The organism is Bosea sp. OAE506 (genome assembly GCF_040546595.1).
Classification (GTDB): domain Bacteria; phylum Pseudomonadota; class Alphaproteobacteria; order Rhizobiales; family Beijerinckiaceae; genus Allobosea.
The window spans coordinates 4,162,459-4,188,444 of sequence record NZ_JBEPOB010000001.1 but is presented as its reverse complement, the minus strand read 5'-3'; the positions used below and the strand labels follow the sequence as shown (position 1 = coordinate 4,188,444).

The following is a 25,986-nucleotide window of genomic DNA, read 5'->3' as shown; positions in this document are numbered from 1 at the left end:
TGATGAGCCTGCCAACCACCCGCCATGTGCCCGTCGCCATCATCGGCGGCGGACAGGCCGGCCTGTCGATGAGCTGGTGCATGAAGCAGCGGGGTATCGAGCATCTCGTCTTCGAGAAGCACAAGGCGGCCCACACCTGGTCGACGCAGCGCTGGGATTCGTTCTGCCTGGTCACGCCCAACTGGCAATGCCAGCTTCCGGGTCATCCCTATGCCGGAGACGACCCCGACGGCTTCATGCTGAAGCACGAGATCATCGCCTATCTGGAGGCCTACAAGGCCAAGGTCGATCCGCCCCTCCGCGAGGGGGTATCGGTGAACCGCGTCACACGATCGGATGCCGGTTTCGCCATCGCGACCTCGGAGGGAGATTACAGCGCCGACCGGATCGTCGTGGCCTCGGGCGGCTATCACCAGCCGATCATCCCGCGCATGGCCGAACGACTGCCCGGGACAATCCAGCAGCTGCATTCCGAGCAGTACCGCAACCCGGCCTCTCTGCCGCCGGGCGCGGTCCTGGTCGTCGGGTCCGGCCAGTCGGGCTCGCAGATCGCCGAGGACCTTCATCTCGCCGGGCGGCAGGTCCATCTCGCGGTCGGTGATGCCCCGCGCTGCGCGCGCTTCTATCGCGGCCGCGACGTCGTCGCCTGGCTCGGCGACATGGGCTATTACGACATGCCTGTCGAAAAGCACCCGCTGCGCGAAGGGGTGCGGGACAACACCAACCATTATGTCACGGGCCGCGACGGTGGCCGCGATATCGATCTGCGCGCCTTCGCCCGTGAAGGGATGAAACTCTACGGCCTGCTCGACGGGCTCGACGGAACGACCCTGCGCTTCCGCCCGACACTGAAGGCGTCGCTCGACGAGGCGGACCGCGTCTACAACGGCATCAACGCGACGATCGACACCTGGATCGCCGACAAGGGCCTGAGCGCGCCGCCGCCCTCCGTCTACCGGCCGCTCTGGGAGCCCCAGGGAGAGCCCGCTGCGCTCGATCTCGAAGCCGAGGGCATAGGCTCGATCATCTGGTGCATCGGCTTCCAGCCCGATTTCCGCTGGCTCGACGCCCCCGTCTTCAACGGGGCCGGCCACCCCGTCCACCGGCGCGGCATCACGGCCGTCGATGGCGTCTACTTCCTGGGCCTGCCCTGGCTGCACAGCTGGGGTTCGGGACGGTTCTCGGGCGTGGCCCGCGATGCCGAGTTCCTGGCCGACGATATCGAGACGCGTCTGACCTGTGCCTCCGACAGAGCCGGGCGAACCGCCGCCTGAGACGCCGTCGCCGGCCATAGCTCGGCCCCAGGCACCGCTCGCAGCGAGCGGTGCCTGGGGTGCTCGTTCAGATCTTGAGTTTGAGGAAGGTGCCGATCGTGCCGTTCCAGGTCGTGACGCATTCCGCGCCGCAGCGACCGGCGAAGGCGGGCAGGATGACCTTGGTCAGCGCGTCCTTGCGCAGCGCCTCGTCCTCCGGCGTCACCGGAACGAGCTTCATCGCCGCCGGCGGCCCCTCGCTGCAGGCCTTGCCGGTGTTGCAGTCGAGGCCGGTCTGGGTCTCCGTCTTGGCCTGCTCGAAGATCGAATCCTCGAGCTTGCGCAGGCCGCTGGTCAGGAACGCCTGAACCTTCGGGTCGAGCGTGTTCCACCATTTCAGATTGGCGAGCTGGGCGGAGAGGCCGAAATTGATCGGCATCGGCGAGATGAACTTCGCGCTCTCATGCCATTTGGAGCGGTAGCCGGAGAGCGCGCCGGTGATGGCGCAGTCGATCACGCCGCTGGCGAGTGCCGGCTGGACCTCGGCGAAGGCAAGATTGATCGGCGAGCCGCCGATATGGCCAACGAAGGCCTGCTGCGAGGCGCCCGACGCGCGGACCTTGCGGCCCTTGAGGTCGGAGATCTTGGTGAAGGCGTCGCGGCAATAGATCACCTGGGCCTGATAGGTGCCGAAGCCCAGCAGCTTCAGGCCGTGCTTCTCCTCCAGGAACTTCGCATAGGTCGGGCGGAAGACGTCGACGACCTTCTGCAACTCCTCGACCGAACCGACGAGGCCGACGAGGTCGGTGGCCTCGTTCATCGGGACTTCGCCCGAATTGTAGTTCAGCACCGTGGTGGCGAACTGAAGCGTGCCGGCCGAGACGAGGCGGAAGATCTCGGGCCCCTTGAAGCCGAGTTCGGTGAAGGGCTTGACCTGCACCTTGATGGCCCCGCCGGATTCCTTCGGCACCGTCTCGTTCCAGAACGGCACCTCGCGGTTGGTGTACATCGACAGATTGCCGATGCTGCCGACGGCGTTGAAGCTCGTCGCAGGCAGGCCCTGGGCGTGCGCGGCGCCGCAGAGGAGGGTGCCGGCAAGGGCGGCGATCGGGACCAGGCGTTTCATCGCAAGCTTCTCCTCTTTGGGGCGGGTTTCAGCGGCTTCAGCCGCCGGCTTTGGGATTGAGAACGGTCGGCAGCCACAGCGCCAGCTGCGGGAAGGCGATCAGGATCGCGATCATCACCAGCATCGCCACCACGAAGGGCAGGGAGCCGATGCACAGATCCATGAAGTTGCCTTTGCCGCGCACGGCCTGGACGACATAGAGGTTGAGGCCGACCGGGGGCGTGATCAGTGCCGCCTCCATCAGGATCACGAAGATGATGCCCCACCAGACCGGGCTGTAGCCGAGCGCCGTGATGACGGGGACGACGACCGGCGTCGTCGCGATCATCATCGACAGTGTCTCCATGAAGCAGCCGAGGATCAGGTAGAACACCACGATCGCGATGAGCATGCCGAGCGGCGGCCAGCCCAGCGCCAGGACAAGATCGGTGATCGCCTTCACCAGCCCGATCGAGACCATCACGAAGTTGAGGAAGAAGGCGGCGATGACGATCAGCATCACCATGCAGGTCGTCCGCACCGTGCCCTCGAAGGCCCGCAGCAGCACCGGCAAGGTGAGCTGGCGGTTGGCGGCGACGAGCAAGAGCGTCGCCATGAGGCCGAGCGCTGCCGCCTCCGTCGGCGTCGCGATGCCGGCATAGATCGAGCCGACGACGACAAGGAAGAGCCCCAGCGGCGGGATGAGATGGCGCAGACCCGCGACGCGCTGGCGCCAGAGATCGCCGGTATCGACCTTCGGGCCGGCCCAGTCTGGCCGGTAGAGCGCCAGGCCCAGCACCATCAGAGAGAACAGCCCGGCGAGCATGAAGCCCGGGATGAAGCCCGCCGCATAGAGATCGGCCACCGAGGTGTCGGTCAGCACGGCGTAGATGATCATGTTGATCGAGGGCGGGATCAGGATGCCGAGCGTGCCGCCGGCCGCGATCGACCCTAGGAATAGCGGCCGGTTGTAGCCGCCCTTGTCCATGTTGGGAATCGCCACGGTGCCGATCGTCGCCGCCGTCGCCACCGACGAGCCCGAGGTCGCCGCGAAGATCGCACTTGCGGCGATGTTGGTGTGGATCAGTCGGCCCGGAACGCGCGCAAACCAGGGCGAGAGCGCGCTAAACAGCCGCTCGCTCATGCCCGAGCGATGCATCAGCTCGCCCATCATGATGAACATCGGGGCGGCGATCAGGATGAAGTCGTTGGAGGAGTTCCAGGCCAGCTCGCCCACGGCCCCGGTCATCGGGAAGAAGGCGTAGTTGGCCTGCAGCACATAGGCCATCAGCGCGAGCGCGGCGGCGACGGGGATGCTCAGCCCCACAAGGGCGACGAGCAGGGAGAGCGCGGTCCCGATCACGGGCGGGCCTCCCCGCCGGCGGCCGGGTTCTCGACACCCGACTGCTCGATCTCCTCGGTCACCCGCAGCGAACCGATCAGCGCGTCGAAGCCTTGCCGGTCATGCGCGATCAGCCGGGCGATCGCCTGGATCGGGATCAGCACCGCCATGCAGGCGAACCAGACGAGGCCGACGCACCAGATCCCCTGCGGCAGCACCATCGGGACCTGCAGCTGCGACACCGACTTGGCGTTGAGGGCCCAGGATTGCGCGAGCGTGCCCCAGGCGAACCAGGCCAGCGCCACGGCGATCAGCGAAAGCGCCAGCGAGGCGATGATGTCACAGACGATCCGGACCTTGCCGGGCAGCACGTCGAGCAGGATGTCAACGCGGATATTGGCCTTGGATGTGACGGTGAAGGCCAGCCCCAGCCCGATGCAGGCGGCCAGCGCATAGCCCGAGATCTCGAAGCTCTCGACCATGCCGCGCTTGAACAGGAAGCGCGTGATCACGTCGATGGTGATGAGAAAGCTGCAGCCAAAAAGCACGATCGCTCCCGCGGCCCAGGCCAGGACGCGCGAGATGCGCTGCGGCAGCGGCTCGTCGGGAAGAAGGCGGGAGAGGTCACTCATGGACAGGCCAGGGTACGCAGGCGGGTGGTCGTCTTCATCAAGGCCGGTCTCCGGGGCGCCCGCTGCGCGTCACTTCGCATGTGACCACGCGTCAAGGTCGGGATGCAATAGTCCCGCCAGCGCGACGCGCCGGTCACGAGACGTACCCGTCGGCCCTGTCGGCGGCGATGGCCGCGAGATCGCGCTCTCGGGGGTCGCCATGGCCGCCGCCGCCCGGCGTCTCCATGCGGACGATGTCGCCGGCCTTCAGCACGCAGCCGATGGTCTTGGCCGCCAGCTGCGTGACCTGCCCGTCGCGGATCAGGGAAAGCCGCCCTCCACGCCCGGGCTCGCCGCCGGCCAGCCCGTAGGGCTGCGAGGCGAAGGCGTCGAAGGAGGCGTTGAGCAGGCCGTGCTCGGCGATAAAGCGCCATTCGCGCACCAGCCCGAGGCCGCCGCGCATCTTCCCGGCACCGGCCGAACCGGGCAGGAAGCCGTAATGCGTGAAGCGCAGCGGGAAGATCGCCTCGATCATCTCGATCGGCGTGTTCTGGCCGTTGTGGAATCCGGCCGAGAGACCCGAGGGGCCGTCAGCCTCGGGATGGCCACCCCAGCCGCCGATTTCGGCGTCGAAATAGACCTGCCGGCGGCCATCCGCATGGCGGATATTGACCGCGTGGTTGAAGGTCACGCCGTAATAGGAGGCTGGAATGCGTTCGGGGATCGCCTCGGCAAAGGCCTTCAGCACCGCGGTCGCAATGCGGTGGCCGGTCAGCATGCGCATCGAAACCGGCGCGGGGAACTGGGCGCTGACGAGCAGCCCATCGGGCGCGCTGACGGTGATCGGGCGGTAGCAGCCGGAATTGGCGGTCGCCTCGATGCCCGACGCTGCAATCACGGCGTAGTAGACCGCCGAGCGGGTCGTCGCCATCGTCGCATTGATCGGCCCGCGCGCCTGGGGCGAGGAGCCCTTGAAGTCGACCGTCAGGCGATCGCCCGCGATCGTCAACGTCACCGCGATGCGCTTCTGTCCGGCCTCCATGCCGTCGCCGTCGACGAAATCCTCGGCCTGGTAGACGCCGTCCGGTAGCGCGGTCAGCGCCGCGCGCATCGCGGTCTCGGAATGGTCGAGCAGGGCCTGCCCGACCTCGCGCAGCGTCTCGACGCCATAGCGCGCCGCGAGCTGTCGCATCGCCCTGGCGCCGACTTCGAGCGCCGCGATCTGGCTGAGGAAATCGCCGCGGAAGGTCTCGGGCTCGCGGACATTCTGCAGGATGGTCGAGAAGAGATCGTCCTGCATCTCGCCCTCACGGACGATTTTCACCGGCGGCAGCCGCAGGCCCTCCTGGAAGATCTCGACGGCATGGGCGTTGTAGCCGCCGGCCGCGCCGCCGCCGACATCGACATGGTGGATCAGGACGCAGGTGATGGCGATGCGCCGGCCCTCGACGAAGACCGGCTTGAAGGCGAGGAAATCCGGCAGATGCTGGCCGCCGCAATAGGGATCGTTGGTGACGACGACATCGCCCTCGCGCCAGCGCTCCAGCGGCAGATGCCGGGCGATGATCTCCTGCAGGCAGAGCTCCATCGAATTGAGATGGACCGGCATGCGCGCCGCCTGGGCGATGTTGCGGCCTTCGCCGTCGAACACAGCCGTCGAATAGTCGAGCAGCTCGCGCACCGTCGTCGAGCGGCTGGTGCGCCAGACCGTGATCGACATCTCCTCGGCCGCCGAAACCAGCGCATGCGAGACGATTTCGAGGAGGACTGGATCGACCTTGCTTGCCACCTTGCTATCGACCTGGCTCATGACAGCGCCTCCCGGGTCGCGACGAGATCGCCGGAGGGCCTGACGGCGAGCCGCCAGCCTGCGGGAATGATCAGCGTGGTGTAGGCCTGCTCGACGATCGCGGGTCCCTCGACGCTCGCGCCCGCTCCGAGCGCCGCCTGCTCGTAGACCGGGGCGGTCGTCCAGCCACCGCCGAGATGGACGGCACGCTCGCGCCGGGCGGCCGGTGCGCCGGCCGCCGGCGCCTGGGCGCTCGCCGTGCCGCCGAGAAGGCCGACCGCCGCCAGCCGCATCGTCACGAGCTCCACTGTCTCATCGGGGTCGTCGAAGGAGAAGCGCTGGCGATGCGCCTCGTGGAAGCGCTCGCAAAGCCGCGCGAGGGCAGCGTCGTCCTGCGGGACCTCGTCCAGCGGCACCAGCAGCTCGAAGGCCTGGCCGCGATAGCGCAGATCGGCCGCGAGTTCGAGGCGACGCTGGGCGGCCGGCAGGCCGTCGGCCGCCAGCAGCGCCTCACCCTCGGCCAGCAGTTCGTCGGCGAGCGCGGCAAAAGCCGGGGCGGCGCCCGGTTTCAGTGGCAGCACGCGGGTGCGGGCAAGGTCATGGACGATGTCGGATTGCAGGATGCCATGGGCGGAAAAGGTCGAGGGATCCTTGGGGAAGATCACCGTCGTCATGCCGAGTTCCTCGGCGACCTCGACGGCATGGAGGCCGCCAGCGCCACCGAAGGACATCAGCGCGAAATCGCGCGGATCGAGCCCGCGCTCGAACAGCGAGAGCTTGATCGCCCCGGCGAGCTTGGCGACGACGACGGCGAGGATGCCGGCCGCGGCGCGATCGCGGTCGAGCCCGAGCGGGCCGGCGATGCGGGTGTCCAGTGCCGCGCGGGCATCGTCGAGATCGAGCGCGAATTCGCCGCCAAGGAAGGTCACGGGGTCGAGCCGACCGAGGATCAGATTGACGTCGGTGACGGTCGGCTCGGTGCCGCCGCGGCCATAGCAGACCGGGCCGGGTCTCGCGCCGGCGCTGCGCGGGCCGACCTGGAGGCGGCCCGACGCGTCGAGCGAGGCGATTGAGCCGCCGCCAGCGCCGATCGTGCGCATGTCGACCATCGGCACGCGCACGGGAAGGCCGTCGATGTCACCCTGCGCGACGACGGCGCGGCGGCCCTCGCGGATGACGGCGACGTCATAGCTCGTGCCGCCCATGTCGACGCCGACCACATTCGGGAAGCCGAGCTGGCGCGCGACGCCCTCGGCGGCCAGCACGCCGCCGGACGGCCCCGATAGCAGGAGCTTGACCGGCGCATCGCCGGCTGCGCGCGGGGTGGTCGCCCCGCCATTGGACTGCACGAGATAGAGCGGCGCGGTCAGCCCTTCGGCTACGATCCGCGCCAGCAGCGCGTCGATATAGCGCCGCACCACCGGGATCAGCAGCGCATTGAGCACCGTCGTCGAGGTCCGTTCGAACTCGCGGATCTCGGGCGAGACCTCGTGCGAGCAGGACACGGCCAGACCCGGCAGCCGCGTCAGCAGGCGGTCGCGGATCGCGATTTCATGGGCTGGGTTGGTGAAGCCGTTGAGCAGCGCGATGGCGCAGACGCTCGCGCCCGAGGCGGCAACCCGGTCGATCGCGGCCTCGACGCTGGCCGCGTCGAGGGCCGTCAGCACCTCGCCGACGGGCCCGATGCGCTCGACCACGCCGAAGCGCCGCCGCCGCGGCACAAGCACGGCCGGCGGCTCGGGCTTCAGGCGGTAGATCTCCTTGCGCGCGTGACGGCCGATCTCCAGCACGTCCTCGAAGCCGGCCGTGGTGATCAGCGCACCCTCGGGCAGGTTGCGCGTCAGCACCGCATTGGTGGCAATCGTCGTGCCATGCATCAGCAGGCTGACGTCCGACAGTGCGAAGCCGAAGCGGGCGGCCGCGCCCTTGATGGCGTTCATCAGCCCAAGCGAGGGATCGTCCGGCGTCGTCGGGGATTTGAAGCTTTGCGTCGTGCCGTCGGCCTCGTCGACGCATTCCAGGTCCGTGAAGGTGCCGCCAATGTCCACCGCGATCCGAATTTTCTTGGCCGTCATGAAGTCCAGTGTCCGAAAGGGGAGGTCGCGGATGGGCAGGCGCCGCGAGGGGGGATCGCGGCACTCGGGGGGAATGCAATTTCGGGGCTGATGCTGGACCAGGCGTCCACCGGATGTCCAAGCGAATCTGTTCGGCTCGCTCCAAGGCGGCGCGACGCGAGCGATCGCCCGCCGCGAAAGCCCCGAAAGCCCGTCTGTTACTGCTCAAAAAGGTTGACGCCGTCAGCCGACTGGCGGCCAAGACCCTGCCGCATTCATCGCAGGATGACCGCTGCCGAGCCCTCGGTGCGGTCCGGGCACGGCCGGCATCCAACGATTCGAGCCAGCGCTGCGACGGGAGTGGGAAGGCCTAGCTCGGCAGCCACGTCCTCAGTCTCCGGTCCTGATCAATCGGGCCGCGCAGCCAGCCCCGTCCACGGCACGCCGCGACCACCCGCGTGACGCCGAATCTGGGCTCGCATGCTGCGCAGGCTGGTGAAGCCGCAGCGCCTCGCAACCTCCTCGATCGGGTGCTCCTTCGCTTCCAGCAGCCGCAGGCACTGCCGCGTGCGCTGCTGCTGGATGTAGCGATAGGGCGAGACACCGATCTGCGCCTGGAACTCACGCGCGAAGTGGAACAGGCTGAGCCCGGCGATGGTGGACAGTTCGGTGAGCGACAGGTCCTTGTCGAGGTTGCCCTCGATATAGGCGAGCACCCGCCTGATCTCGATCCTGCGATAGGTCGAGCGGTCTTTCGACTGCGCCGCGCAACGCAGCAGGCTGCCCGCGAGATGGGCGACCGCGCTGTCGAGGAAAAGCCGTGAGGCGTCGTCGGTCCGGGCCAGCTCGGTCCAGAGCGAGCGGCATGCCGCCTCGAGGACGTTATTCTTGAAATAGCGGCCGATGAGGGGGCGCAGGGCGGCTTCCTCGTCTGCGAACAGCTCGTCGTCGAGATCCGTCAGCAGGCCGCCGCTCCAGGTCAGCACCAAGAGCCGCGTTGGCCCGGCGATTTCGTAGCGCACCTCGGTCCCGGGCGGCACGAGCAGAAAATCGCCTCGGCTGCGGGGCCGCTGCTTCCAGCCGTCGCCATAGTCGAAGCGGGTCGGGCAGGCGGCCTTCAGCGGCAGGCCCAGGACCCAGTCCGTGCAGGCGATGTCGGTGAAGTCGTGCGCCTGCTGGTCCACGACGAAGCCGTGGAACTGGCTCCAGAGATGGGTGCGGTGCTCCTGCGGGAACTGCGAATACGCAGAGGAGCGATAGAAGTCCGCGAAGGATCGTCTCGGCCGGCCGAGGCTGGCGATGGCATGCGTGGTCATCGGTCCCCCTTTCGCCTGAGCATGGCGCGGTCGCTGCACTGCAAAAAGGGGCTTTCGTGGCCCGCAGCGCCTTCTTGCCGGGTCATGGCAAGCCTTCGCAGCAAGATCGCGCCCCGGCGTCATCGCAAGATGATTTGCCCTCGGCTAGCCTCTCGCAAGTGCAAAAGCGGTGGTTCACAAGCGAAAGGTGCGGATGTGAAGTCTGATCCCGCAACCGTGTTCGGCTTCGGGGTTTCGTCTGGCGGAGCCCCGACATGAGAGACGCGTTCGGCTCCGAACACGCCGTAGCGGACGCGACCGCCACCGGCGCCTTTGCCGCGGCGGTTCAGGCCCTGGCCAGCCACCGGCCCGATGCCGGCGCCCATCTCGAGGCCGCGCTGCGGGCGGCGCCCGCAATGACCGCGGCCCATGCTCTCGCCGGCATGGGCGGCATCCTCCTCGCGGGGAGGGACCACCTGGCAGAGGCTGCAGCCCGGCTTCAGCGGGCGCAGGAGTCGATCGGCCGCAGCGGCGGTGGAACGGCTTTCGAGCGAGCCCTGGTCAGTGCGTTGGACCATGCCGTGGCGGGACGCCTGCGCGCCGCCGCCAATGTCCTCGACGACTTCCTCTACCGCGATCCCAACGCCTTCCTGGCTATCAAGCTCTCGCATGCGCTGCGCTTCATGACCGGCGATGTCGACGGCATGGTCAGCCTCACGGCACGCCTCAGCCTCGAATGCGAGCGGTCCAATGCCGGCTATGGCTATCTTCTCGGCTGCCACGCCTTTGGGCTGGAGGAGATGGGGCGTCTGAACGAGGCCGAACGTGTCGGGCGGGCGGCGCTGAACATCGCCGCCGACGATGCCTGGGGTCTGCATGCGGTCGCCCATGTCTTCGAGACGCGGGGCCAGAACGCCGAGGGCAGTGGCTGGCTGGAAACGCATCGCGGTGTCTGGACCCGCTGCAACAACCTCTCGCGTCACTTCGCCTGGCATCTCGCCCTGTTCGCGCTCGGCCGCGGCGATCACGACTGCGTGCTCGACATCTATGACCGCGAGGTCGCCGGCGATCTCGACGGCGATTTCCGCGACTTCGCCAACGCCGCCTCGATGCTCTGGCGCCTGCGCCAGGCCGGCGTCGATCCCGGCGTGGCCCGCTGGCAGGCGCTGTCGGAGGTCGCGGTACGGCATGCCCGCGGCACGACGCTGGTCTTCGGACAGTTGCATTTCCTGATCGCTTTGCTCGGCGCGGGCCGCCTCGACGAGGCTGCCGATCTCGCTGAATTCATTCACGAAAACGGTCGTTCGACGACCGATCAGGCCAATGTCTCCCGCAATGTCGGGGCCGAACTCGCCTTTGCGCTGGTCCAGGCCGAGCGGGGGGCGGGCCCCCAGGCGCCGGTCGGGTTCCTCGCTCGGCGGCTGCACAGGCTCGGCGGCAGCCATGCCCAGCGCGACGTCTTCCTGCAGGCGCTCGCTGGCATGGCCTACGAGGCCGCCGATGACGTGGGGCTCAGGCAGGTGCTGGCCGTAAGACGGCGGCACAAGGCCGACGACCGCCCCGTAACCGATTGGGTTTCGCGCACGAATTGAAGGCCAGCGCTGATCCTGGTGGATCCGATGGGGGAGAACGACGATGACGATGACAGCCGATGCGAGGCCCGCAGCCATCAGCAACCGGACGGTGGTCCATCTGTTCGCGGGGGGCCTCGCAGGTCTGCTGATCTGGGAAATCTGGGCCCGCGTGCTGACCAAGGCCGTCCTGGGCTATCCGCTCGAGCCCGCGGGGCTGATCGACGCGATTGCCCAGCACCGGCTCGGCCTGTCGGTGCCCTATCTGCTTCGCGAGGCGCTGCATTACGGCGTCGGCATCGTCGGCTACCCGGTCTTCTACTTCATCGTCTCGCGCTTCGTGCCGCGCTGGCCGCTGGTGCTCGACGCCATCGTCTTCGTGACCTTCAGCGCCGGAATCGTCGGGCTGATCGCGGCAGGGACCTTCGCCCCCATCCATTTCATCTTCTGGACGGCGGCGGTGGGGCTGATCGCGACGCGGGCGATCAACCGCAGCCCGCTGATCGCGGATGCGATCACCTGGGGCAACTTCACCTGGTTCAACGCGCTCGGCCTGATGGCGCCGATCGGCGGGCTATCCTTCTACCTGCTCGGAGAGGGGGGTGAACTCTCCTATATGAGCTTCGTCGGCCACGTCATCTACGGCGCGGTGGCGGTGTGGCTGTTCGAGCGGCTCGAAACCGGCGCCGGCCGTGGCTGAACCCGGCACGGCGGGGATCCCAACGGGAGAGGCACGATCATGACCGCACAGATCCGCAACAAACCCGCCGATTTCGACAAGAAGATCGGGCTGGTGCTGCAGGGTGGCGGCGCACTCGGCAGCTATCAGGCCGGTGTCTACGAGGCCCTGGCGGAGGCCGGCTATCATCCGGACTGGGTGGCCGGCATCTCGATCGGCGCGATCAACGGCGCCATCATCGCCGGCAACGCACCCGCGGACCGGATCGCCCGGCTGCGGGGCTTCTGGGAGCGCGTCACCGCGCCGGTGGCGAGCTTCCCCTTCCTGCCCTTCTCGCAGACGATGAACCGGCGCTGGCATGCGGCGAGTGCCCTGCTGTTGGGTCAGTCGGGCTTCTTCGCGCCGCGGCCCCTGACCGAGTGGTTCGGCTCGCCGGTCAGCTTCTACGAGACCGCCGCGCTGCGCAGTACGCTGGAGGCCTTCATCGATTTCGACCGGCTGAATGCCCGCGAGACGCGCTTCAGCGTCGGCGCCGCCAATGTCAGGACCGGCGACTTCGCCTATTTCGACAGCCGAGAGATGCGGATCGGGCCCGAGCACATCATGGCGAGCGCGGCGCTGCCGCCCGGCTTCCCGCCCGTCGAGATCGACGGCGAGCATTACTGGGATGGCGGGCTGGTCTCGAACACGCCGCTGCAATACGTCCTCGATTACGTGCCGCGGCGCAGCCGGCTCACCTTCCAGGTCGATGTCTTCAACGCAGAGGGGCGGCTTCCCGACGACCTCGAGAGCGCGATGGAGCGCGAGAAGGACATCCGCTACTCGAGCCGGACCCGCGCCGCGACCGATATGGCCCGCGTCATCCACGACGTCCGCCACAACATCAACTGCCTGATCGAGCGCCTGCCCGACGATCTGCGCCGGACCAAAGAGGCGCAGTTCCTCTATGATTTCGGCTGCGTGACCCGGATGGACATCGTCAGGCTGAGCTATCGGCCGGTCGAGGTGCAGGGCCCCTCGAAGGATTACGAGTTCAGCGCCGACACCATGGAGGCGCGCTGGGCGCAAGGCATCCTCGATGCACGCGCGGCTCTCTCGGGCAGCCCCTGGCTCGAGCCGATGCCCGAGGAACTCGGCGCGCGCCTGTTCGACGGCGCCTGGGCGACCAATGCCCCGGCGCAGACGAGCCTGCTGGCGCGCAGCCGCCCCGCCGCCGCGGAAGTGGGCTGAGGCGCGATGGAGGCTGCCACCATCGTCGTCGCGCTCGGTCAGGCCTGGCTGCTGGCCGGGCTCGCCGTCGGCATCGCCTTCCTCCTCTTCGGCCTGGACAGGGTCGATGCCGCGGCGCGTGGCGCCTATGGGTTCCGGCCGCTGCTGTTGACCGGACTCGTCCTGCTCTGGCCGCTGGTGATCTGGCGCTGGCTCGAGGCGTTGGCGCCAGCTCCGGTGCCTTGCGCCCCGCCATCGCTGCGCCGGCGGCACAAGCGCGCCCATGCCGTCCTCTGGCTCGGCCTCGCCGGCCTGCTGCCCCTCGTCCTCGCCACGGCGCTGGTTCTGCGGCAGCACGACCTGCCGGCACCAGCCTCGCTGCGGATCGATGCGGGCGCGCGGGAGGCGGAGGAATGAGCGTCGCCTATCGGCCGGTCGGCTGGACGCGCAGCAAGATCGTCTATGACGCAGCGCTGCTGGCCGGGGTCGCGCTCTATCTCGTCGCCTTCATGCGCCTCGCGCCCGGGGCCCGACCGGCCGGCACCCTGCTCGACGCCCAGTCCCTGGCGATCAAGGCCTTTGGCAGCTGCGCCTTCCTGCTGCTGACGATGGTGCTGATGATCGGGCCGCTCGCCCGGCTCGACCAGCGCTTCCTGCCGCTGCTCTACAACCGCCGCCATTTCGGGGTGATCACCTGTGCCGTGGCGGCGAGCCACGCCATGGCGGTGATCGACTGGTACTTCGCCTACAGCCCGCTCTCGCCCTGGGTTGCACTGTTGGCGACGGACACCGCCTCCGGAGAGCTGCGCGGCCTGCCCTTCATTCCCTTCGGCGTGCTCGCCTTCCTGATCCTCCTCGTTCTGGCGGCGACCAGCCACGATTTCTGGCTCGCCTTCCTCGGCCCACCGGTCTGGAAGGCCATCCATATGAGCCTCTACGGCGCCTATGGGCTGGTCGTGCTGCATATCGCCTTCGGTGTCCTGCAGGATGCGCGCAACGCCGGCCTGCCGCTGCTGGTCTTCGGCGGGGCGGGCGCGCTCATCGCACTGCATCTCGCCGCGGCCTGGCGGGAGCGGCGGCGCGACCAGCCGATGGCAGTCAAGGCAGAGGGCTGGGTCGCCGCCGGCCTGATCCGCGACGTCCCCTCGGGGCGCGGGCTCGTCGTCCCGCTCGCGGATGGCTCCTCGGTGGCGATCTTCCGCGAGAACGACAGCCTGGCCGCGATCAGCAACCTCTGCGCCCATCAGAACGGCCCGCTGGGCGAGGGGCGGCTGCGCGACGGCTGCGTGATCTGCCCCTGGCACGGCTATGAGTACCGCCTGCGCGACGGCTGCGCGCCGGCGCCCTTTACCGAGCGCGTCGCGACCTACCAGCTGCGGCTGGAGGGGGAGGCGATCCTGCTCGATCCGCGCCCCAATCCGCTCGGCACGGCGGTCGAGCCGCTCTCCATCCCCGGGGACCGGCGATGAGCCCTCGCGCCGAACCGGACGAGTTCTTCATCGGCTGGAGCGGGCAGACAGGCCCGCGCCTCGGGCGCTTTCTCGCCGTGGTGGCGGTCATCTGCGTCGTGGCGATGGCGCTGGTCGGATATGCGCTCAGCCGTCACGCGGACGATCCCGCCGCGGGGCTGCTGCGGCTGGGCGAGCGCGACGCGGGCGGCGGGCCGGTGCGCCCCGATGACTGGGGCGGTGAACAGGTGCTGCAGGGCCATGTTGCGCGGCTGGGCTATCCGCTGCTCCACCTGCCGCCAAGCGCCGGCTTCCCGCGGGGACGGGTGATGCTGCTGAGCGGAGACGGCAAGCGCGGCCCCGATCTGCCCGCCGTTTCGGGTCCGATGGAACTGCGCGGCAGCGTGCTCCGGCGCGGCAGCCTCGAAATGCTCGTGGTCGACAACGCGCTGCCGCTACCTGCATCGCCGGATCTGCATCCGGCGATGCATGAGGCGCTCGGCCGCTGGCGGATCGCCGGCGAGATCTGCGACGGCAAGTGCTATGCGGGCGCGATGCGTCCCGGGGCGGGGCTGTCGCACAAGGCCTGCGCCAATCTCTGCCTGATCGGCGAGGTGCCGGCGGTGTTCGTGACCGCCGATCCCGTCGCCGGCAGCCGGTTCCTGCTGCTGGCCGGCGCCGATGGCGGCCCGCTTCCGGCGACGCTGCTCGGCCGCGTCGGCATCCCGGTGACGCTGCAAGGCGAGGTCGAGCGGATCGGCAACGTGCTCGTGCTGCGTCTCGACCCCGAGCCGGCGAGGCGTCCGTGAGCGATCGTCTGCTCGGAATGGCCGCAACCCTGCTCGCCGGCGCCCTGGCCTGTGGTGTCTTCCTGCAGGCGGCGCCGCTGGCCGCCCTGATCGGCCTCGGCGAACTGCATCTCGTCTTTCGCCTCGGCCTGACCTTCATCGCGCTCGGCCTGTTCGATGCGCTCCTGACGCGGCTCCTGGCCCGCATCCGCCCCCATCCCTGACCCGAGAAGCACTGGATCCGACGATGACCGAGACATCCCCCATCGTGATCGTCACCGGCGCGGCCGGCAATGTCGGCCGCGCGCTATTGGCGACGCTCGCCACGCGCGGGCACCGCCTCGTGGCGATCGACCGGCAAGCCTCCGCCATGGAGGACCTGCTTGCGCCATTCGGCGGGCGCGAGCGCCATCTTATCCTGCCCGATCTCGACCTCTTCGATGCCGGGGCCTGCGAGAGCGCGATCCGGGCCTCGCTGGCGCGCTATGGCCGCATCGACGGCATCGCCCATACGGTCGGCGGCTTCGCCTCGGCCACAGCGGCCGAGGGCGGCCCGGACCTCTGGGAGCAGATGTACCGGCTGAATGTCCTGACGACCCTGAACATCTTCCGGGCCGCGCTGCCGCCGATGCGGGCGGCCGGGCGCGGCAGCCTCGTCGCCATCGGCGCCGGCGCCGCGATCAAGGCGCCTGCCGGGCTCGCCGCCTATGCGGGGGCGAAGAGCGCCGTCCACCGGCTGGTCGAGAGCTTCGCCGACGAACTCAAGGCCGACGGCATCCGCGTCAAGGCGATCCTGCCCTCGATCATCGACACGCCGCAGAACCGCGCCGCCATGCCGGACGCCGACCACAAGGCCTGGGTCCAGCCGCGCGAGATCGCCGATGCGATCGGCTTCCTGCTGGCCGAGGACGCCAGCGGGGTCACCGGCGCCTTCATCCCGGTGTCGGGCCGCCTCTGAGCCGCTGCGGGTCAGGCGAGGGCGGTTCGCTCGAGCCGGATATCGACCTCGCGCTCGACGAAATCCCACTCCCGCGTCGCCCGCAGCCGCGCCAGCAGCGCGTCGAAGGCTGGCGCGTCGGCCGGCGCGAACTCGAACCAGGTCAGAAAATCGAAGGGCTCGCCGAGATCGCGGCTGTGGTGGAGCCGCCGCGCGATCGCGGGCAGGTAGTCCATCCCGATGCGCGTGTGATGCGAGGTGTCCTCGAAGATCGCGCGCCGCTCGTCCTAAGCCAGATCCCACCACGCCGCCGATTTGCGGATCGGGATCAGGGCCGCCTGCGTCGCCTGCGGACGGTCGAGGCCCTGCTGGCGGAGACGCAGGCCGTCCACCTCGTCGCGCGTCGCATAGCGGGTGTTGCTGAGCGTGCCGAGCAGGCGCCAAGGGTCGGCGCCGCCCTCTGCCCCGGGCGCCCAGGGGCGAATGGTCAGGGCATCGGCCGCGGCGAGGCTCGCACCCCGATGGCTGGCGATCGAGCAGATCCGCCACTCTCCAACGGCACCCGCGCTGAAGGCATAAGTCGAGGCCACCGCGCTCCCCTCCGACCCGTCCGACGTCGGGACGCGCGGAGCAAGCGCCATGCCCGAACCAGCCCTGGGCTCCGGTGGAGAAGGCCAGGACCAAAGGTCAGTCGAGCCTGACGGGCCTCCGGCTCAGGCTGCGCCGCGCGGGCGGGCCGCATACAGCACGCCCATCGTCGCCGCGGCCAGGAGCGCGCCCAGCATCGTGGCCAAATAGTTGCCCGACAGCAGGGGCCAGAGCCCGACCGCCACCATCGTCAAGGCGAGAAGCTCGATCAGCGTCACGGAGATGGGACTTTTCATGCGCCGCCTGATCAGGCCGGACCTCGCCAGCTTGGGTTGATGCCAGACATTGACGAGGATGCCGCAGGCGATGGCGCATGCCACCCCGAGCAGACTGACCAGGCCGGCCCAGGAATCGACGATCAGCAAGAGCATCAATGGCGGTGCGGCGAAGGTGACGGCCAGCCAGCCGATGGCGCCGAAACGGGCGCGCGCCCGCAAGCGGGGGTCCAACGGCGCGGTCAGGGCCAGTTCGGCCGCGTCATCGGCCGACATTGCGATCCAGGTCAGGCCGCCGGCAATCTGGCCGGACAGAACGATCAGCACCGGCACCAGCGCCGAGGCGTCGTCGGCCCCGTTCGCGACGCGATAGACCGTGATGGCGGCGAACGGGATGAGGAAGATGCACTGCATCAGGATCTGCGACAAAAGCCACGGATCGCGTAGGATGATGCGCCGCTCCTTGAGCATCAGCGCCGCCACGGGAGAGGCTCCGAAGGAGGCCCGACTGCGCCTCGCGCGGGCGGGAACGGCCGACGCCGATCCCGCGGCCAGGACGGCATTGCGCACGAAGCTCTCGGCAAGGCCGGTGAACATCAGCACGGCGATCAGGGCGGCGCAGGCGATCACGGCCGACAGGGCCACGAGATCGCCCGTCACGGCGCGGGCCGGCAGCATCGCCCATTGCCAAACGACGGACTGAGGATGGGCCACATAGTCCGCAACGAGGGCGTTCTTGGGACCCGGCCCGAAAATGGCCTCCCACTGCACCATCACGATCACCAGCAGACCAGCCAGGGCGGCCGCCACCTGCGCGGCAACCCGCGTGCTGCGGATGCCGATCAGGCGAACCATCCCCATGGTCAGCGCGATCGCGATGGCCGTCGCGGCGAGTGCAAGGGCCATGACCAGCGGCAGGCCGCTCAACCAGTGAGGCCCGCGCTGCACCGCCAGCAGGATCAGCATCGGCGCGCCATAGAGGCCGGCCTTGGCGAGCGTGAAGCCGAAGACATTGAGCGCCCGGACCAGCAGCACGGTTTGCGGCGGCAGGGGTGCGGAGAACATCAGGTCGTAGTCGCCGCGCGCATACAAAGCATATGCCGCTGAATCGAGCGCGGCGGAAATCATGAGCACGAACAGGAAGGCGAGATTGATCGTCAGGGTGATCTGAACGCGCGGATCGGCAGGGTTCAGGTCCCCGGCCGACATCAGCAGAAGATGCGACACGCCGAAGATGATCGTGCAGACCAAGCCCAGCACGCCCGCGATGCGCCACGGACGCATGGCCGTCTTCGGCCCCGCCATGTCGGCAAGGCCGCGCATCGCCAGGCGGGCCTCATGCGCCAGCACGGTGCGCGTTGCACCCGAGAGGAAGGCGCTCATCAGGCAGCCTCTTCGCGCGCGACGATGTCGAGGAAGACGTCTTCGAGGGTCGACCCCTCCGATCCGCCGCCATCGCGCAGCTCCGCCATCGTGCCTTCGCAGACCAGGCGGCCATTGCGAATGATGCCGATACGGTCGCTGAGCCGTTCGGCGACTTCGAGGATATGGGTGGTGAGGATCACGGTCGCGCCGGTGGCGACACGGGCCTGAAGCAGCTCCTTCACATGGCGCGCCATCGACGCATCGAGGCCCGTCAGCGGCTCGTCGAGGATCAGCAATTCGGGTTCGTGAATCAGCGCGCCGGCCAGCGCGACCTTCTGGCGCATGCCCTTGGAAAAGCCCTCGCAGCGCTGATCGGCGACGCGCGCCAGCTCGAGGGTGTCCAGCAAGGCGTCGCGGCGCTGCTGTGCGGCCCTGGGTTCGACCTGCCAGAGCCCGGCGACGAAATCGAGATATTCGACGGGCGTGAGCTTGTCATAGACCATCGGCTCATCCGGGAGCCACGCCACCACGCGCTTGGCCGCGATCGGATCACGCAGGCGGTTGATCCCGCAAATGTCGATCTCGCCCGCATCCGGAGCAAGCAGCCCCGCGACGATCCTGAGCGAGGTCGTCTTGCCCGCCCCGTTGGGACCCAGCAAAGCGTAGAGCTCGCCGCGCCGGACACGGAGATCGAGGCCGTTGACCGCCGTGAAGCCGCCAAAGCGCTTCACCAGACCGCGGACAACCAGCGCATCATGGCCACTCATGCGAACGCTCCCATCATGAGGGGGCGTTATGCGGCATCACCGGTGACGTTCAGGTAAACCGATCTTCCCAAAGAGGGCAGGGCCGGTTCGTCTGACCAATTGGCCGGCTGTCTCGGCCGCCGTGGAGATGGCAGCGAGCGACGGGTTCCTCACCCCTCCCAGGATGAGGGGCGCCATGCTTTGCAGCCGCGGTACCTGTGAGAGGATCGCCAACGGCTGACCGGCCATCGCTCTCCGGCGCCATCGACGGACGACAGCGATGCGCGCATTGGCGGTCAGGCGCACAGGTACCACGGCGGGCTTTGCCTTGCGGATCCAGAAGACGTGGCTGCGCCTCGACAGACAGGCTCGGGCGAGATGCGCCAATAGCCGACGTGAGGCAGATTCCCGATACCGGCGATGAGGGTGCTATCCTTGGACGTGCAAGCCACGATCTACCGCCAATGCTCCGAGATGTTCGCTGCCCGCGGTGCATCGTGCGGGCGAGACTGTCGCGTCGATCCCACAGTGACCGTATCGGGCGGCTTCAGCGGGACTGGCTCTCGGCCTTGAGGCCATAGGAGCCGAGCCGCGGGTCGAGTTCGAACTCGTGGGCGAGGAAATCGATCATCGCGCGGACCTTCGGCGCGAGGAAACGCCGCGAGGGATAGACGGCCTGCGTCGGCAGGGGCTTTGGCTCGAAATCGGCGAGGATGACGGCAAGGCGGCCCGAGGCAATCTCGTCGGTGAAATGCCAGACCGGCACGACGCCGATGCCGAGACCGGCGAGCACGCCTTCGCGCACGCCCTCCGAGTTGTTGACGCGGTAGCGCCCGGAAACACTGACCGAAACCGGGCCGTCGTGTCCTGAAAACTCCCAGCGGTTGCCGGTCGCCAGCCGCGCATAGACGATGCAGTCATGGCCGGCGAGATCGGCGGGCACGACCGGCGTCCCGCGAGTGGCCAGATAAGCAGGGCTGGCGACCGTGACGCGCCGCGTCAGCCCGATGCGGCGCGCGATCAGGCCCGGATCCACGATCGCGCCGATGCGGATGGCAAGATCGATGCCCTCCTCGACGAGATCGGTGAAGCCATCGTTCATGACGAGGTCGATGGTCACGCCCGGATGGCGCGCGAGAAAGGCCGGAAGCCGCGGAACGATATGCAGCCGGCCGAACACCACGGGGCAGGCCAGCCGCAGCAGCCCTGTCGGTGCGAGCCGTAGCCGGCCCACCGAACCCAGCGCCTGCTGCACGCTGTCGAGCGTCTGGCGCGCCTGCTCGTAGAGAACGCGGCCATCCTCGGTGACGGCGAGGGCCCGGGTCGTCCGCTGGAAGAGGAGGGCGCCGACCCGCTCCTCCAGCGCCGCGATCTGACGCGAGATCGTCGGCTGGCTGGTGTTGAACTCGGCCGCCACGGCGGTGAAGGAGCCGGTCTCGACGACCCGTAGAAAGGTTTTGAACAGGGTCAGCAGATCGGACATTCATACACATTACGTATCAATGTTCTGTCGACAAGCGGCGTTATCGCGCCGGGATGAATGACGCATGGTCCGGTCATGGAGCTGGCGCAACGGCCGCTCCCAACCCGGAGAGACCCCATGACCGCGTTCACGCTGTACACCGTCGAGACCGCCCCCGAAGCCGCCAGGGCGCAGCTCGCCGGAATCGAGAAGGCCTGGACCTTCATCCCGAACCTGCACCGCACCCTGGCCGAGAGCCCGGTCACGCTGCAGGCCTATGACACGCTGTTCGGGCTGGTCGGCCAGAGCAGCTTCACGCCGGCCGAGCAGCAGGTCGCGTTTCTTGCGATCAACGTCGCCAATGAATGCGAATACTGCACGGCCGGCCATTCGGTGCTGGCCAAGATGGCCGGCGTCACGCCCGACGTCGTCGAGGCGCTGCGGGAGAGCTCTCCGGTCGCCGATGCGCGGCTGGAGGCGCTGCGCCACTTCGTCGAGCGGGTCGTCGCGGAGCGCGGCTTTGCGGGCGATGCCGCCGTCGAGGCCTTCCTCGCCGCCGGCTTTACCCGGGCGCAGGTGCTGGAGGTCGTCCTCATCGTCGCGACCAAGACGATCTCCAACTACGTCAACCACCTGACGCACACGCCGCTCGACGCCTTCATGGCCCCGACGAAATGGACGGCACCTCGCAACCGCTCCCACGCCGCCTGAGCGCGCCCCGCCGGCGGCGCCGCCGCCGGTCTCTCTCAGCCCCGATCCGGAGCCGGACCATGACCGCCCAGACCCACGCCAGCCTGAAGACCGAACTCGATGCGTTCCGGGAGGGATGGACCCGGCGCGTCGGGGCGGAGACCGCAACGCTGGTGGCGCAGGACATCGAAAACCTGCGCCAGTCCGGCCTGCTCGACCGCGTCGCGCGCGCCGGATCGCCGATCCCCGCGCTGCGCCTGCCGAACGCGGCGGGAGATCCCGTCGATCTGCGCGCCCTCGCCGAGTCCGGTCCGCTCGTCATCGTCTTCTATCGCGGCGGCTGGTGCCCCTACTGCAATCCGGAGCTGCGCAGCTACCAGAAGCGGCTGGCCGACTTCGCCTCACGGGGCGCGACGCTGGTCGCCGTCTCGCCGGAGACGCCCGACGACACGCTCGACACGGCGGAGAAGAACGGCCTCGCCTTTCCGGCCCTGTCCGATGTCGCCGGACGCCTGGCCGATGCGCTCGGCATCCGCTTCAGGCTCTCCCCTGAGATCGAGGCGCTCTATCGCCAGTTCGGCCATGACCTGCCGGCCCGCAATGGCGACGGCGAATGGTCCCTGCCGGTGCCCGCGACCTTCGTCGTGGAAAGGGGCGGGACGATCGCGGCCGCCTTCGTCGACCCGGACTATCGGCATCGCTTCGATCCCGCGGACGCACTCGCGGTGCTGGCGCAGCTCCCGTCTGCTGCGCCTCTCCAATCAGACGAGATCCGTCGCCCTCACGGCTTCAGATAATCGTGGATCTTGCGGCCGAAGGGCAGGGTGAGGTCGGCGATGAAGTGGTGGGCGCCGAGCACCCGGCGCACCGGCAGGTCGGCGACCGGCGCGTTGACATGCGGCACCAGATGCAGCCGGCCCGGGCCGATCCAGGAGCCTTTGACCGTGATCTCGGTCAGGTTCAGCGCCACGAGCTGGCAGATCTCCGGCTCGCCATCGACACCCGGGATGATCTTCAGGTTGACCTGGGTCTTCGACAGCGTCGCGGTCGTCTTCACCCCGTTGCCGGCGAGGCTCTCATGCTTGTAGCCCATCGTCCCCATGGCGACCTGCTGGCCGGCATAGTCCAGCGTGCCGGTCAGCGTGTCCTTGACCAGCTCCAGCTTCGGATGGGCGTATTTCTTGGGGAAGCCCCAGATCTCGCGGCCGGCCGAAATCGGCGGCTCGACGTCGAGATACATCTGCGAGACGAAATTGACCTCCTCCTCGCCGAAGCGGCAGGGGATGACGATGCCGGTCTCGGTATAGCTCCCGAAGCCCGAGGAATCGGGCATCTTGATCCACTCGTAATGGACCACCGGCTGGGCCAGGGGCTCCAGCGGCTCGGGCAGATGGTGGCGGATCAGCGCGGGATCGGTCTCGTAGCTGATGACCATGTATTCGCGGTCGATGAAGTGATAGGGCCCGGCCGGGTAGCTCGGCCTGGCGAGCGGCATCGAGGGCAGGTCGAGGATCTGCTGGCGGTTCATGGCGAGGCTCCCCTTACTGTGCTGTCCAGCCGCCATCGACCGGCAGGATCACGCCCGTGATCGAGCGCGCCGCGTCCGATGCAAGAAACACCGCCAGGCCCGCGACCTCCTCTGACGTGACGAACTGCTTGGTCGGCTGGGCGTGGAGCAGCACGTCGTTGATGACCTGCTCCCGCGTCAGGCCGCGCGCCGCCATCGTCTCGGGAACCTGCTTCTCGACCAGCGGCGTCCAGACATAGCCGGGGCAGATCGCGTTCACGGTGATGCCGAAGGTGGCAGCTTCCAGCGCGACCGTCTTTGTCAGCCCGGCGATGCCGTGCTTGGCGGCGACATAGGCCGATTTGAACGGCGAGGCGACGAGCGCATGGGCAGACGCCGTGTTGACGATGCGGCCGAAGCGACGCGCCTTCATGCCGGGCAGGGCGGCCCGGATGGCGTGGAAGGCGGCCGACAAATTGATCGCCAGGATCGCATCCCATTTTTCGATGGGAAACTCATCGACGGGCGCGACGAACTGGATGCCGGCATTGTTGACGAGGATGTCGACCGAGCCGAACTCGGCTTCGACGCCGGCGACCATCGCCGCGATGGCGGCGCCATCGGACATGTCGGCGGCGCTGTAGCTGGCGGTCACGCCGAACTCGGCCTCGATGGCGGCGCGCTCCCGCTCGATCGCCTCAGCGGGGCCGAAGCCGTTGATGACGACATTCGCCCCCGCCTGCGCATAGGCGCGGGCCATCGCCAGCCCGATGCCCGAGGTCGAGCCGGTCACGATCGCAGTCCTGTCCTTCAGCATGATGGTTGTCCCCTCCTCGATGACGTCCGAAGACAGGGGTTCGCCTAGCATGGCCGATGCCGCGCATCTGCGACGCAAGGCGCGAATACTGGTTCTTGCGTGGGTTTGTTGAAACAATACCGCAAGTTACGACCGTTCTCCGGCTATATTTGTCTCTGTTGGCCCGCCAGCATCCTGCGATCTCCGCGAGCGTCGAAGGATGGTGCCATGGTGCGAAGGATCGAAGGGGCGGGCCGCGCGGCCCTGCTCGTCTGCGGTGTCTTGGGTTGGGGAGCGACACCAAGCCGGGCCCAGGATCGGACCGAGCGGCTGGAGCGGCTGATCCTGGAGCAGCAGAAGCAGCTCGATGCGCTCCGCCGCGAGGTGGGAGGTCTGAAGGCCGCCCGGAGAACGGCGCCGCCGCAGGTCGCGGCGAAGGCGGGTGCCGCGCCTGCTGAGACGCCCTACGTCCTGAAGGGCGGCGTTCCGCTGAGCTGGCGCCTGCCGGGCACCGACATCGACATCAAGATCGGCGGCAAGGTGAAGGCGGACGCGATCGGGCGGATCGGCGGCAACCAGTCCGCCGGTGCGGAGGACCTGTTCGCCGTGGCCGCGATCGACACGAGGCGGACCCGCTTCGGCGACGATGCCGTGCGGATCCATGGCCGCGAGAGCCGTTTCAACCTAGAGCTGACCAAGAGCTGGACGCCGCTGGGTCGGGCACGGGGCTTCATAGAGGGCGATTTCTTCGGCGGAGGCGGCAATGAGATTGCGTCCAACTCCGATTCCTTCCGGTTGCGCCATGCGCTGATCGAGATCGGGCCGCTGCTGGCCGGGCAGTGGTGGTCGACCTTTTCCGACCCGTCCGCCTATGGCGAGACGCTCGATTTTCAGGGCGCCGGCGGGCAGACCTTCATCCGCCAGGGGCTCGTGCGCTACGAGCACAAATTCGCCGGGGGGCTTTCGGCGGCACTCGCAGTCGAGAATCCCGAAGGTCGCGTCCAGTTCGGGCCCGGCGCCGCGGTGACGTCGTCGCGCGACACCTTTCCCGACATCGTTGGCCGGGTTCGCTACCAGGGCGACTTCGGCCATCTGCAGGCCGCCGCCGTCGTGACCCGGACCAATGCCCCTAACGCGCTGGCCAGCGACGAGACCGGCTATGCCGGCACGATCACCGGGCGGGTCAACCTGCCGGCGATCGGTGCCAAGGACAACATCCGCTTCCAGGCGACCTACGCCCATGGCGCCACGCGCTTCATCCAGGAGACGGCCGGTGTCAGCCCGAGCGTGTTCTACGATCCCGCGACGCGCCAGGCCGAGGCGCAGAAGACCTTCGGCGGCTATGTCGCCTTCCAGCACTGGTGGACGAACGAGCTGCGCAGCAACCTCGTCTACAGCTATGTCCGGTCGGACCTGCCGCGCTTTGCGGCCGCGACCACGTTCAAGCACAGCCAGTACGGCGCGGCCAACCTGATCTGGAGCCCGGTGCCGGAACTCGATCTGGGTGTCGAGCTGCTTTACGGGCTGCGCGAGGACAAGGATGGCGCGACGGGGACGCAGACGCGCCTTCAATCCTCGGTCACCTACCGCTTCTGAGCCCCGAGCGTCAAAAGCGCGGTTCGGGCAGGCTTTCGACCAGCTGGCTCAGGGACGGCCATTATCAGCGTTCCAGAATGCGAACCATCGCGCCATAGCCGCGCTGGCGCGCCATCTCGATCGGCGTGACGCCATTGCGGTCGCCGATGTCCCGCCGGGCTCCGGCCGCGACGAGATGGCTCACGGTGCGTTCGTGCCGTTGGCCGCCATCGCCGAGGATGATGGCCTCGATCAGCGCGGTCCAGGCGAGGTTGTTGACATGGTCCAGCGGAGCTCCGGCTTCGATCAGCATCCTGACGATCTCGTCGTGGCCGAGATGAGCGGCGGCAATCAGCGCAGTGCCGTCATAGGGGCTGGTGATCGCCCTGGGATCCGCGCCGATCTCTAGAGCCACGCGCATCGTTTCGGCATCGTCTGCCACGGCGGCGATCGTGACCGTGTCGTAGCGCTGGGCATCAAGGGCGCGCGGATCGGCCCCGAGCCTGACCAGCGCGCGCATCGCCTCGCGCTGCCGGGCATGGGTCGCGATATGAAGGGCGGTCCGGCGCTGGCCGTCGCGTGTGTCGACTGCGGCACCAGCCGCCACCAGTCTTTCGATGGCTGCGACATCGCCCGTCCAGGCGGCGGCCTGCAGGCCGTCATAGGCGGCGATGTCGGCGGCGGAAGGCGGCGTCTGCGCCGAAGTCGGCACAGTGGCAAGGACCATCATCAAGCCCAGCGTCAGCACGGCGGTCAAACAGCGCAACATGTCGGCGTCTCCTGTGGCGCGCGTCGAACAGCCTTCGCAAGGCCGTGAAGCGTGCCGTGTGGGGCTGGTCACGCGACTTGTCCATTGTCATCATCGTCTATTGCAAGGATAACGAGAGAGGCGCTGTGTGCG

At 68.4% G+C, this 25,986-nt stretch carries 24 protein-coding genes and 1 pseudogene; 12 read left to right on the top strand and 13 right to left on the bottom strand.

Features of this window, described 5'->3' with window-relative positions; translation table 11 throughout:
- Nucleotides 1-2: 2 nt before the first annotated feature.
- Entirely contained in the window at nucleotides 3-1,274 is a 1,272-nt protein-coding gene (locus tag ABIE41_RS20370) for an MSMEG_0569 family flavin-dependent oxidoreductase (protein ID WP_192642060.1), read from the top strand.
- Nucleotides 1,275-1,341: 67 nt separating this feature from the next.
- Here the strand turns inward: ABIE41_RS20370 and ABIE41_RS20365 are convergent, their stop codons facing one another.
- The 6 genes from ABIE41_RS20365 to ABIE41_RS20340 all read right to left on the bottom strand — a co-directional run bounded on the left by ABIE41_RS20365 (nucleotide 1,342) and on the right by ABIE41_RS20340 (nucleotide 9,470).
- A complete protein-coding gene (locus ABIE41_RS20365) occupies nucleotides 1,342-2,379 on the bottom strand; it encodes a TRAP transporter substrate-binding protein (RefSeq protein WP_192642059.1) in 1,038 nt (345 codons plus the stop codon).
- Between the two features lie 37 nt (nucleotides 2,380-2,416).
- A complete protein-coding gene (locus ABIE41_RS20360; protein WP_192642058.1) occupies nucleotides 2,417-3,721 on the bottom strand; it encodes a TRAP transporter large permease in 1,305 nt (434 codons plus the stop codon).
- A complete protein-coding gene (locus ABIE41_RS20355; RefSeq protein WP_192642057.1) occupies nucleotides 3,718-4,332 on the bottom strand; it encodes a TRAP transporter small permease subunit in 615 nt (204 codons plus the stop codon). Before ABIE41_RS20355 ends, ABIE41_RS20360 begins: the two co-directional genes overlap by 4 nt.
- Before the next feature lie 133 nt (nucleotides 4,333-4,465).
- Nucleotides 4,466-6,121, bottom strand: a complete 1,656-nt coding sequence (locus tag ABIE41_RS20350; protein WP_192642056.1) for a hydantoinase B/oxoprolinase family protein — start codon at nucleotides 6,119-6,121, stop codon at nucleotides 4,466-4,468.
- Complete coding sequence (locus ABIE41_RS20345; RefSeq protein ID WP_192642055.1) at nucleotides 6,118-8,175, bottom strand: hydantoinase/oxoprolinase family protein; 2,058 nt, start codon at nucleotides 8,173-8,175, stop codon at nucleotides 6,118-6,120. Before ABIE41_RS20345 ends, ABIE41_RS20350 begins: the two co-directional genes overlap by 4 nt.
- Before the next feature lie 386 nt (nucleotides 8,176-8,561).
- On the bottom strand, nucleotides 8,562-9,470 hold the full coding sequence (locus ABIE41_RS20340; protein WP_192642054.1) for an AraC family transcriptional regulator: 909 nt from the start codon (nucleotides 9,468-9,470) through the stop codon (nucleotides 8,562-8,564).
- A 254-nt stretch (nucleotides 9,471-9,724) separates the two neighbouring features.
- On the opposite strand from ABIE41_RS20340, the gene ABIE41_RS20335 reads away from it, so the two are divergent.
- Genes ABIE41_RS20335 through ABIE41_RS20300 form a run of 8 tightly spaced genes read left to right on the top strand, consistent with a single transcriptional unit; the run spans nucleotide 9,725 to nucleotide 16,102 of the window.
- Entirely contained in the window at nucleotides 9,725-11,041 is a 1,317-nt protein-coding gene (locus ABIE41_RS20335) for a tetratricopeptide repeat protein (RefSeq protein WP_192642053.1), read from the top strand.
- Nucleotides 11,042-11,084: 43 nt separating this feature from the next.
- On the top strand, nucleotides 11,085-11,720 hold the full coding sequence (locus ABIE41_RS20330; protein ID WP_192642052.1) for a hypothetical protein: 636 nt from the start codon (nucleotides 11,085-11,087) through the stop codon (nucleotides 11,718-11,720).
- 39 nt (nucleotides 11,721-11,759) lie between these two features.
- Nucleotides 11,760-12,929, top strand: coding sequence for a patatin-like phospholipase family protein (locus ABIE41_RS20325; protein WP_210320840.1), 1,170 nt, complete (start codon nucleotides 11,760-11,762; stop codon nucleotides 12,927-12,929).
- A 6-nt stretch (nucleotides 12,930-12,935) separates the two neighbouring features.
- Nucleotides 12,936-13,325 (top strand): hypothetical protein, encoded by a 390-nt coding sequence (locus ABIE41_RS20320; protein WP_354192950.1) that lies wholly within the window; start codon nucleotides 12,936-12,938, stop codon nucleotides 13,323-13,325.
- The gene (locus ABIE41_RS20315) at nucleotides 13,322-14,377 is read left to right on the top strand and encodes a Rieske 2Fe-2S domain-containing protein (RefSeq protein ID WP_192642051.1); all 1,056 of its coding nucleotides are present in this window, start codon (nucleotides 13,322-13,324) and stop codon (nucleotides 14,375-14,377) included. The genes ABIE41_RS20320 and ABIE41_RS20315 overlap by 4 nt, the downstream gene beginning before the upstream one ends.
- Complete coding sequence (locus tag ABIE41_RS20310) at nucleotides 14,374-15,165, top strand: hypothetical protein (RefSeq protein ID WP_192642050.1); 792 nt, start codon at nucleotides 14,374-14,376, stop codon at nucleotides 15,163-15,165. The genes ABIE41_RS20315 and ABIE41_RS20310 overlap by 4 nt, the downstream gene beginning before the upstream one ends.
- Nucleotides 15,162-15,368 carry a hypothetical protein gene (locus tag ABIE41_RS20305; protein WP_192642049.1) on the top strand — a complete coding sequence of 69 codons (207 nt, stop codon included), beginning with the start codon at nucleotides 15,162-15,164 and terminating at the stop codon, nucleotides 15,366-15,368. The genes ABIE41_RS20310 and ABIE41_RS20305 overlap by 4 nt, the downstream gene beginning before the upstream one ends.
- Nucleotides 15,369-15,391: 23 nt before the next feature.
- Nucleotides 15,392-16,102: an SDR family NAD(P)-dependent oxidoreductase gene (locus tag ABIE41_RS20300; RefSeq protein ID WP_192642048.1), complete on the top strand. Its 711-nt coding sequence runs from the start codon at nucleotides 15,392-15,394 to the stop codon at nucleotides 16,100-16,102.
- Between the two features lie 11 nt (nucleotides 16,103-16,113).
- Here ABIE41_RS20300 and ABIE41_RS20295 read toward each other — a convergent pair.
- From ABIE41_RS20295 to ABIE41_RS20280, 4 genes and pseudogenes are all read right to left on the bottom strand, one after another.
- Nucleotides 16,114-16,722, bottom strand: a pseudogene (locus tag ABIE41_RS20295) (chlorite dismutase family protein).
- A gap of 72 nt (nucleotides 16,723-16,794) precedes the next feature.
- The gene (locus tag ABIE41_RS20290; protein WP_192642047.1) at nucleotides 16,795-18,327 is read right to left on the bottom strand and encodes a hypothetical protein; all 1,533 of its coding nucleotides are present in this window, start codon (nucleotides 18,325-18,327) and stop codon (nucleotides 16,795-16,797) included.
- Nucleotides 18,327-19,076: an ABC transporter ATP-binding protein gene (locus ABIE41_RS20285; protein WP_192642046.1), complete on the bottom strand. Its 750-nt coding sequence runs from the start codon at nucleotides 19,074-19,076 to the stop codon at nucleotides 18,327-18,329. The genes ABIE41_RS20290 and ABIE41_RS20285 overlap by 1 nt, the downstream gene beginning before the upstream one ends.
- A 526-nt stretch (nucleotides 19,077-19,602) precedes the next feature.
- On the bottom strand, nucleotides 19,603-20,538 hold the full coding sequence (locus ABIE41_RS20280) for a LysR family transcriptional regulator (RefSeq protein WP_192642045.1): 936 nt from the start codon (nucleotides 20,536-20,538) through the stop codon (nucleotides 19,603-19,605).
- A gap of 117 nt (nucleotides 20,539-20,655) precedes the next feature.
- On the opposite strand from ABIE41_RS20280, the gene ABIE41_RS20275 reads away from it, so the two are divergent.
- Together ABIE41_RS20275 and ABIE41_RS20270 are read left to right on the top strand one after the other, a co-directional pair.
- Nucleotides 20,656-21,228, top strand: coding sequence for a carboxymuconolactone decarboxylase family protein (locus ABIE41_RS20275; RefSeq protein WP_192642044.1), 573 nt, complete (start codon nucleotides 20,656-20,658; stop codon nucleotides 21,226-21,228).
- Between the two features lie 59 nt (nucleotides 21,229-21,287).
- On the top strand, nucleotides 21,288-22,004 hold the full coding sequence (locus ABIE41_RS20270) for a peroxiredoxin-like family protein (RefSeq protein WP_192642043.1): 717 nt from the start codon (nucleotides 21,288-21,290) through the stop codon (nucleotides 22,002-22,004).
- On the opposite strand, the gene ABIE41_RS20265 is transcribed toward ABIE41_RS20270, so the two are convergent.
- Both ABIE41_RS20265 and ABIE41_RS20260 read right to left on the bottom strand, forming a co-directional pair.
- Nucleotides 21,989-22,735, bottom strand: coding sequence for an acetoacetate decarboxylase (locus ABIE41_RS20265; RefSeq protein ID WP_192642042.1), 747 nt, complete (start codon nucleotides 22,733-22,735; stop codon nucleotides 21,989-21,991). The genes ABIE41_RS20270 and ABIE41_RS20265 overlap by 16 nt on opposite strands.
- A 13-nt stretch (nucleotides 22,736-22,748) precedes the next feature.
- Nucleotides 22,749-23,531: a 3-hydroxybutyrate dehydrogenase gene (locus tag ABIE41_RS20260; RefSeq protein WP_210320839.1), complete on the bottom strand. Its 783-nt coding sequence runs from the start codon at nucleotides 23,529-23,531 to the stop codon at nucleotides 22,749-22,751.
- A gap of 207 nt (nucleotides 23,532-23,738) precedes the next feature.
- On the opposite strand from ABIE41_RS20260, the gene ABIE41_RS20255 reads away from it, so the two are divergent.
- A complete protein-coding gene (locus tag ABIE41_RS20255) occupies nucleotides 23,739-25,106 on the top strand; it encodes a DcaP family trimeric outer membrane transporter (RefSeq protein ID WP_192642041.1) in 1,368 nt (455 codons plus the stop codon).
- A gap of 64 nt (nucleotides 25,107-25,170) precedes the next feature.
- Here ABIE41_RS20255 and ABIE41_RS20250 read toward each other — a convergent pair whose 3' ends face one another.
- Nucleotides 25,171-25,854 carry an ankyrin repeat domain-containing protein gene (locus ABIE41_RS20250; protein WP_192642040.1) on the bottom strand — a complete coding sequence of 228 codons (684 nt, stop codon included), beginning with the start codon at nucleotides 25,852-25,854 and terminating at the stop codon, nucleotides 25,171-25,173.
- Nucleotides 25,855-25,986: the final 132 nt, after the last annotated feature.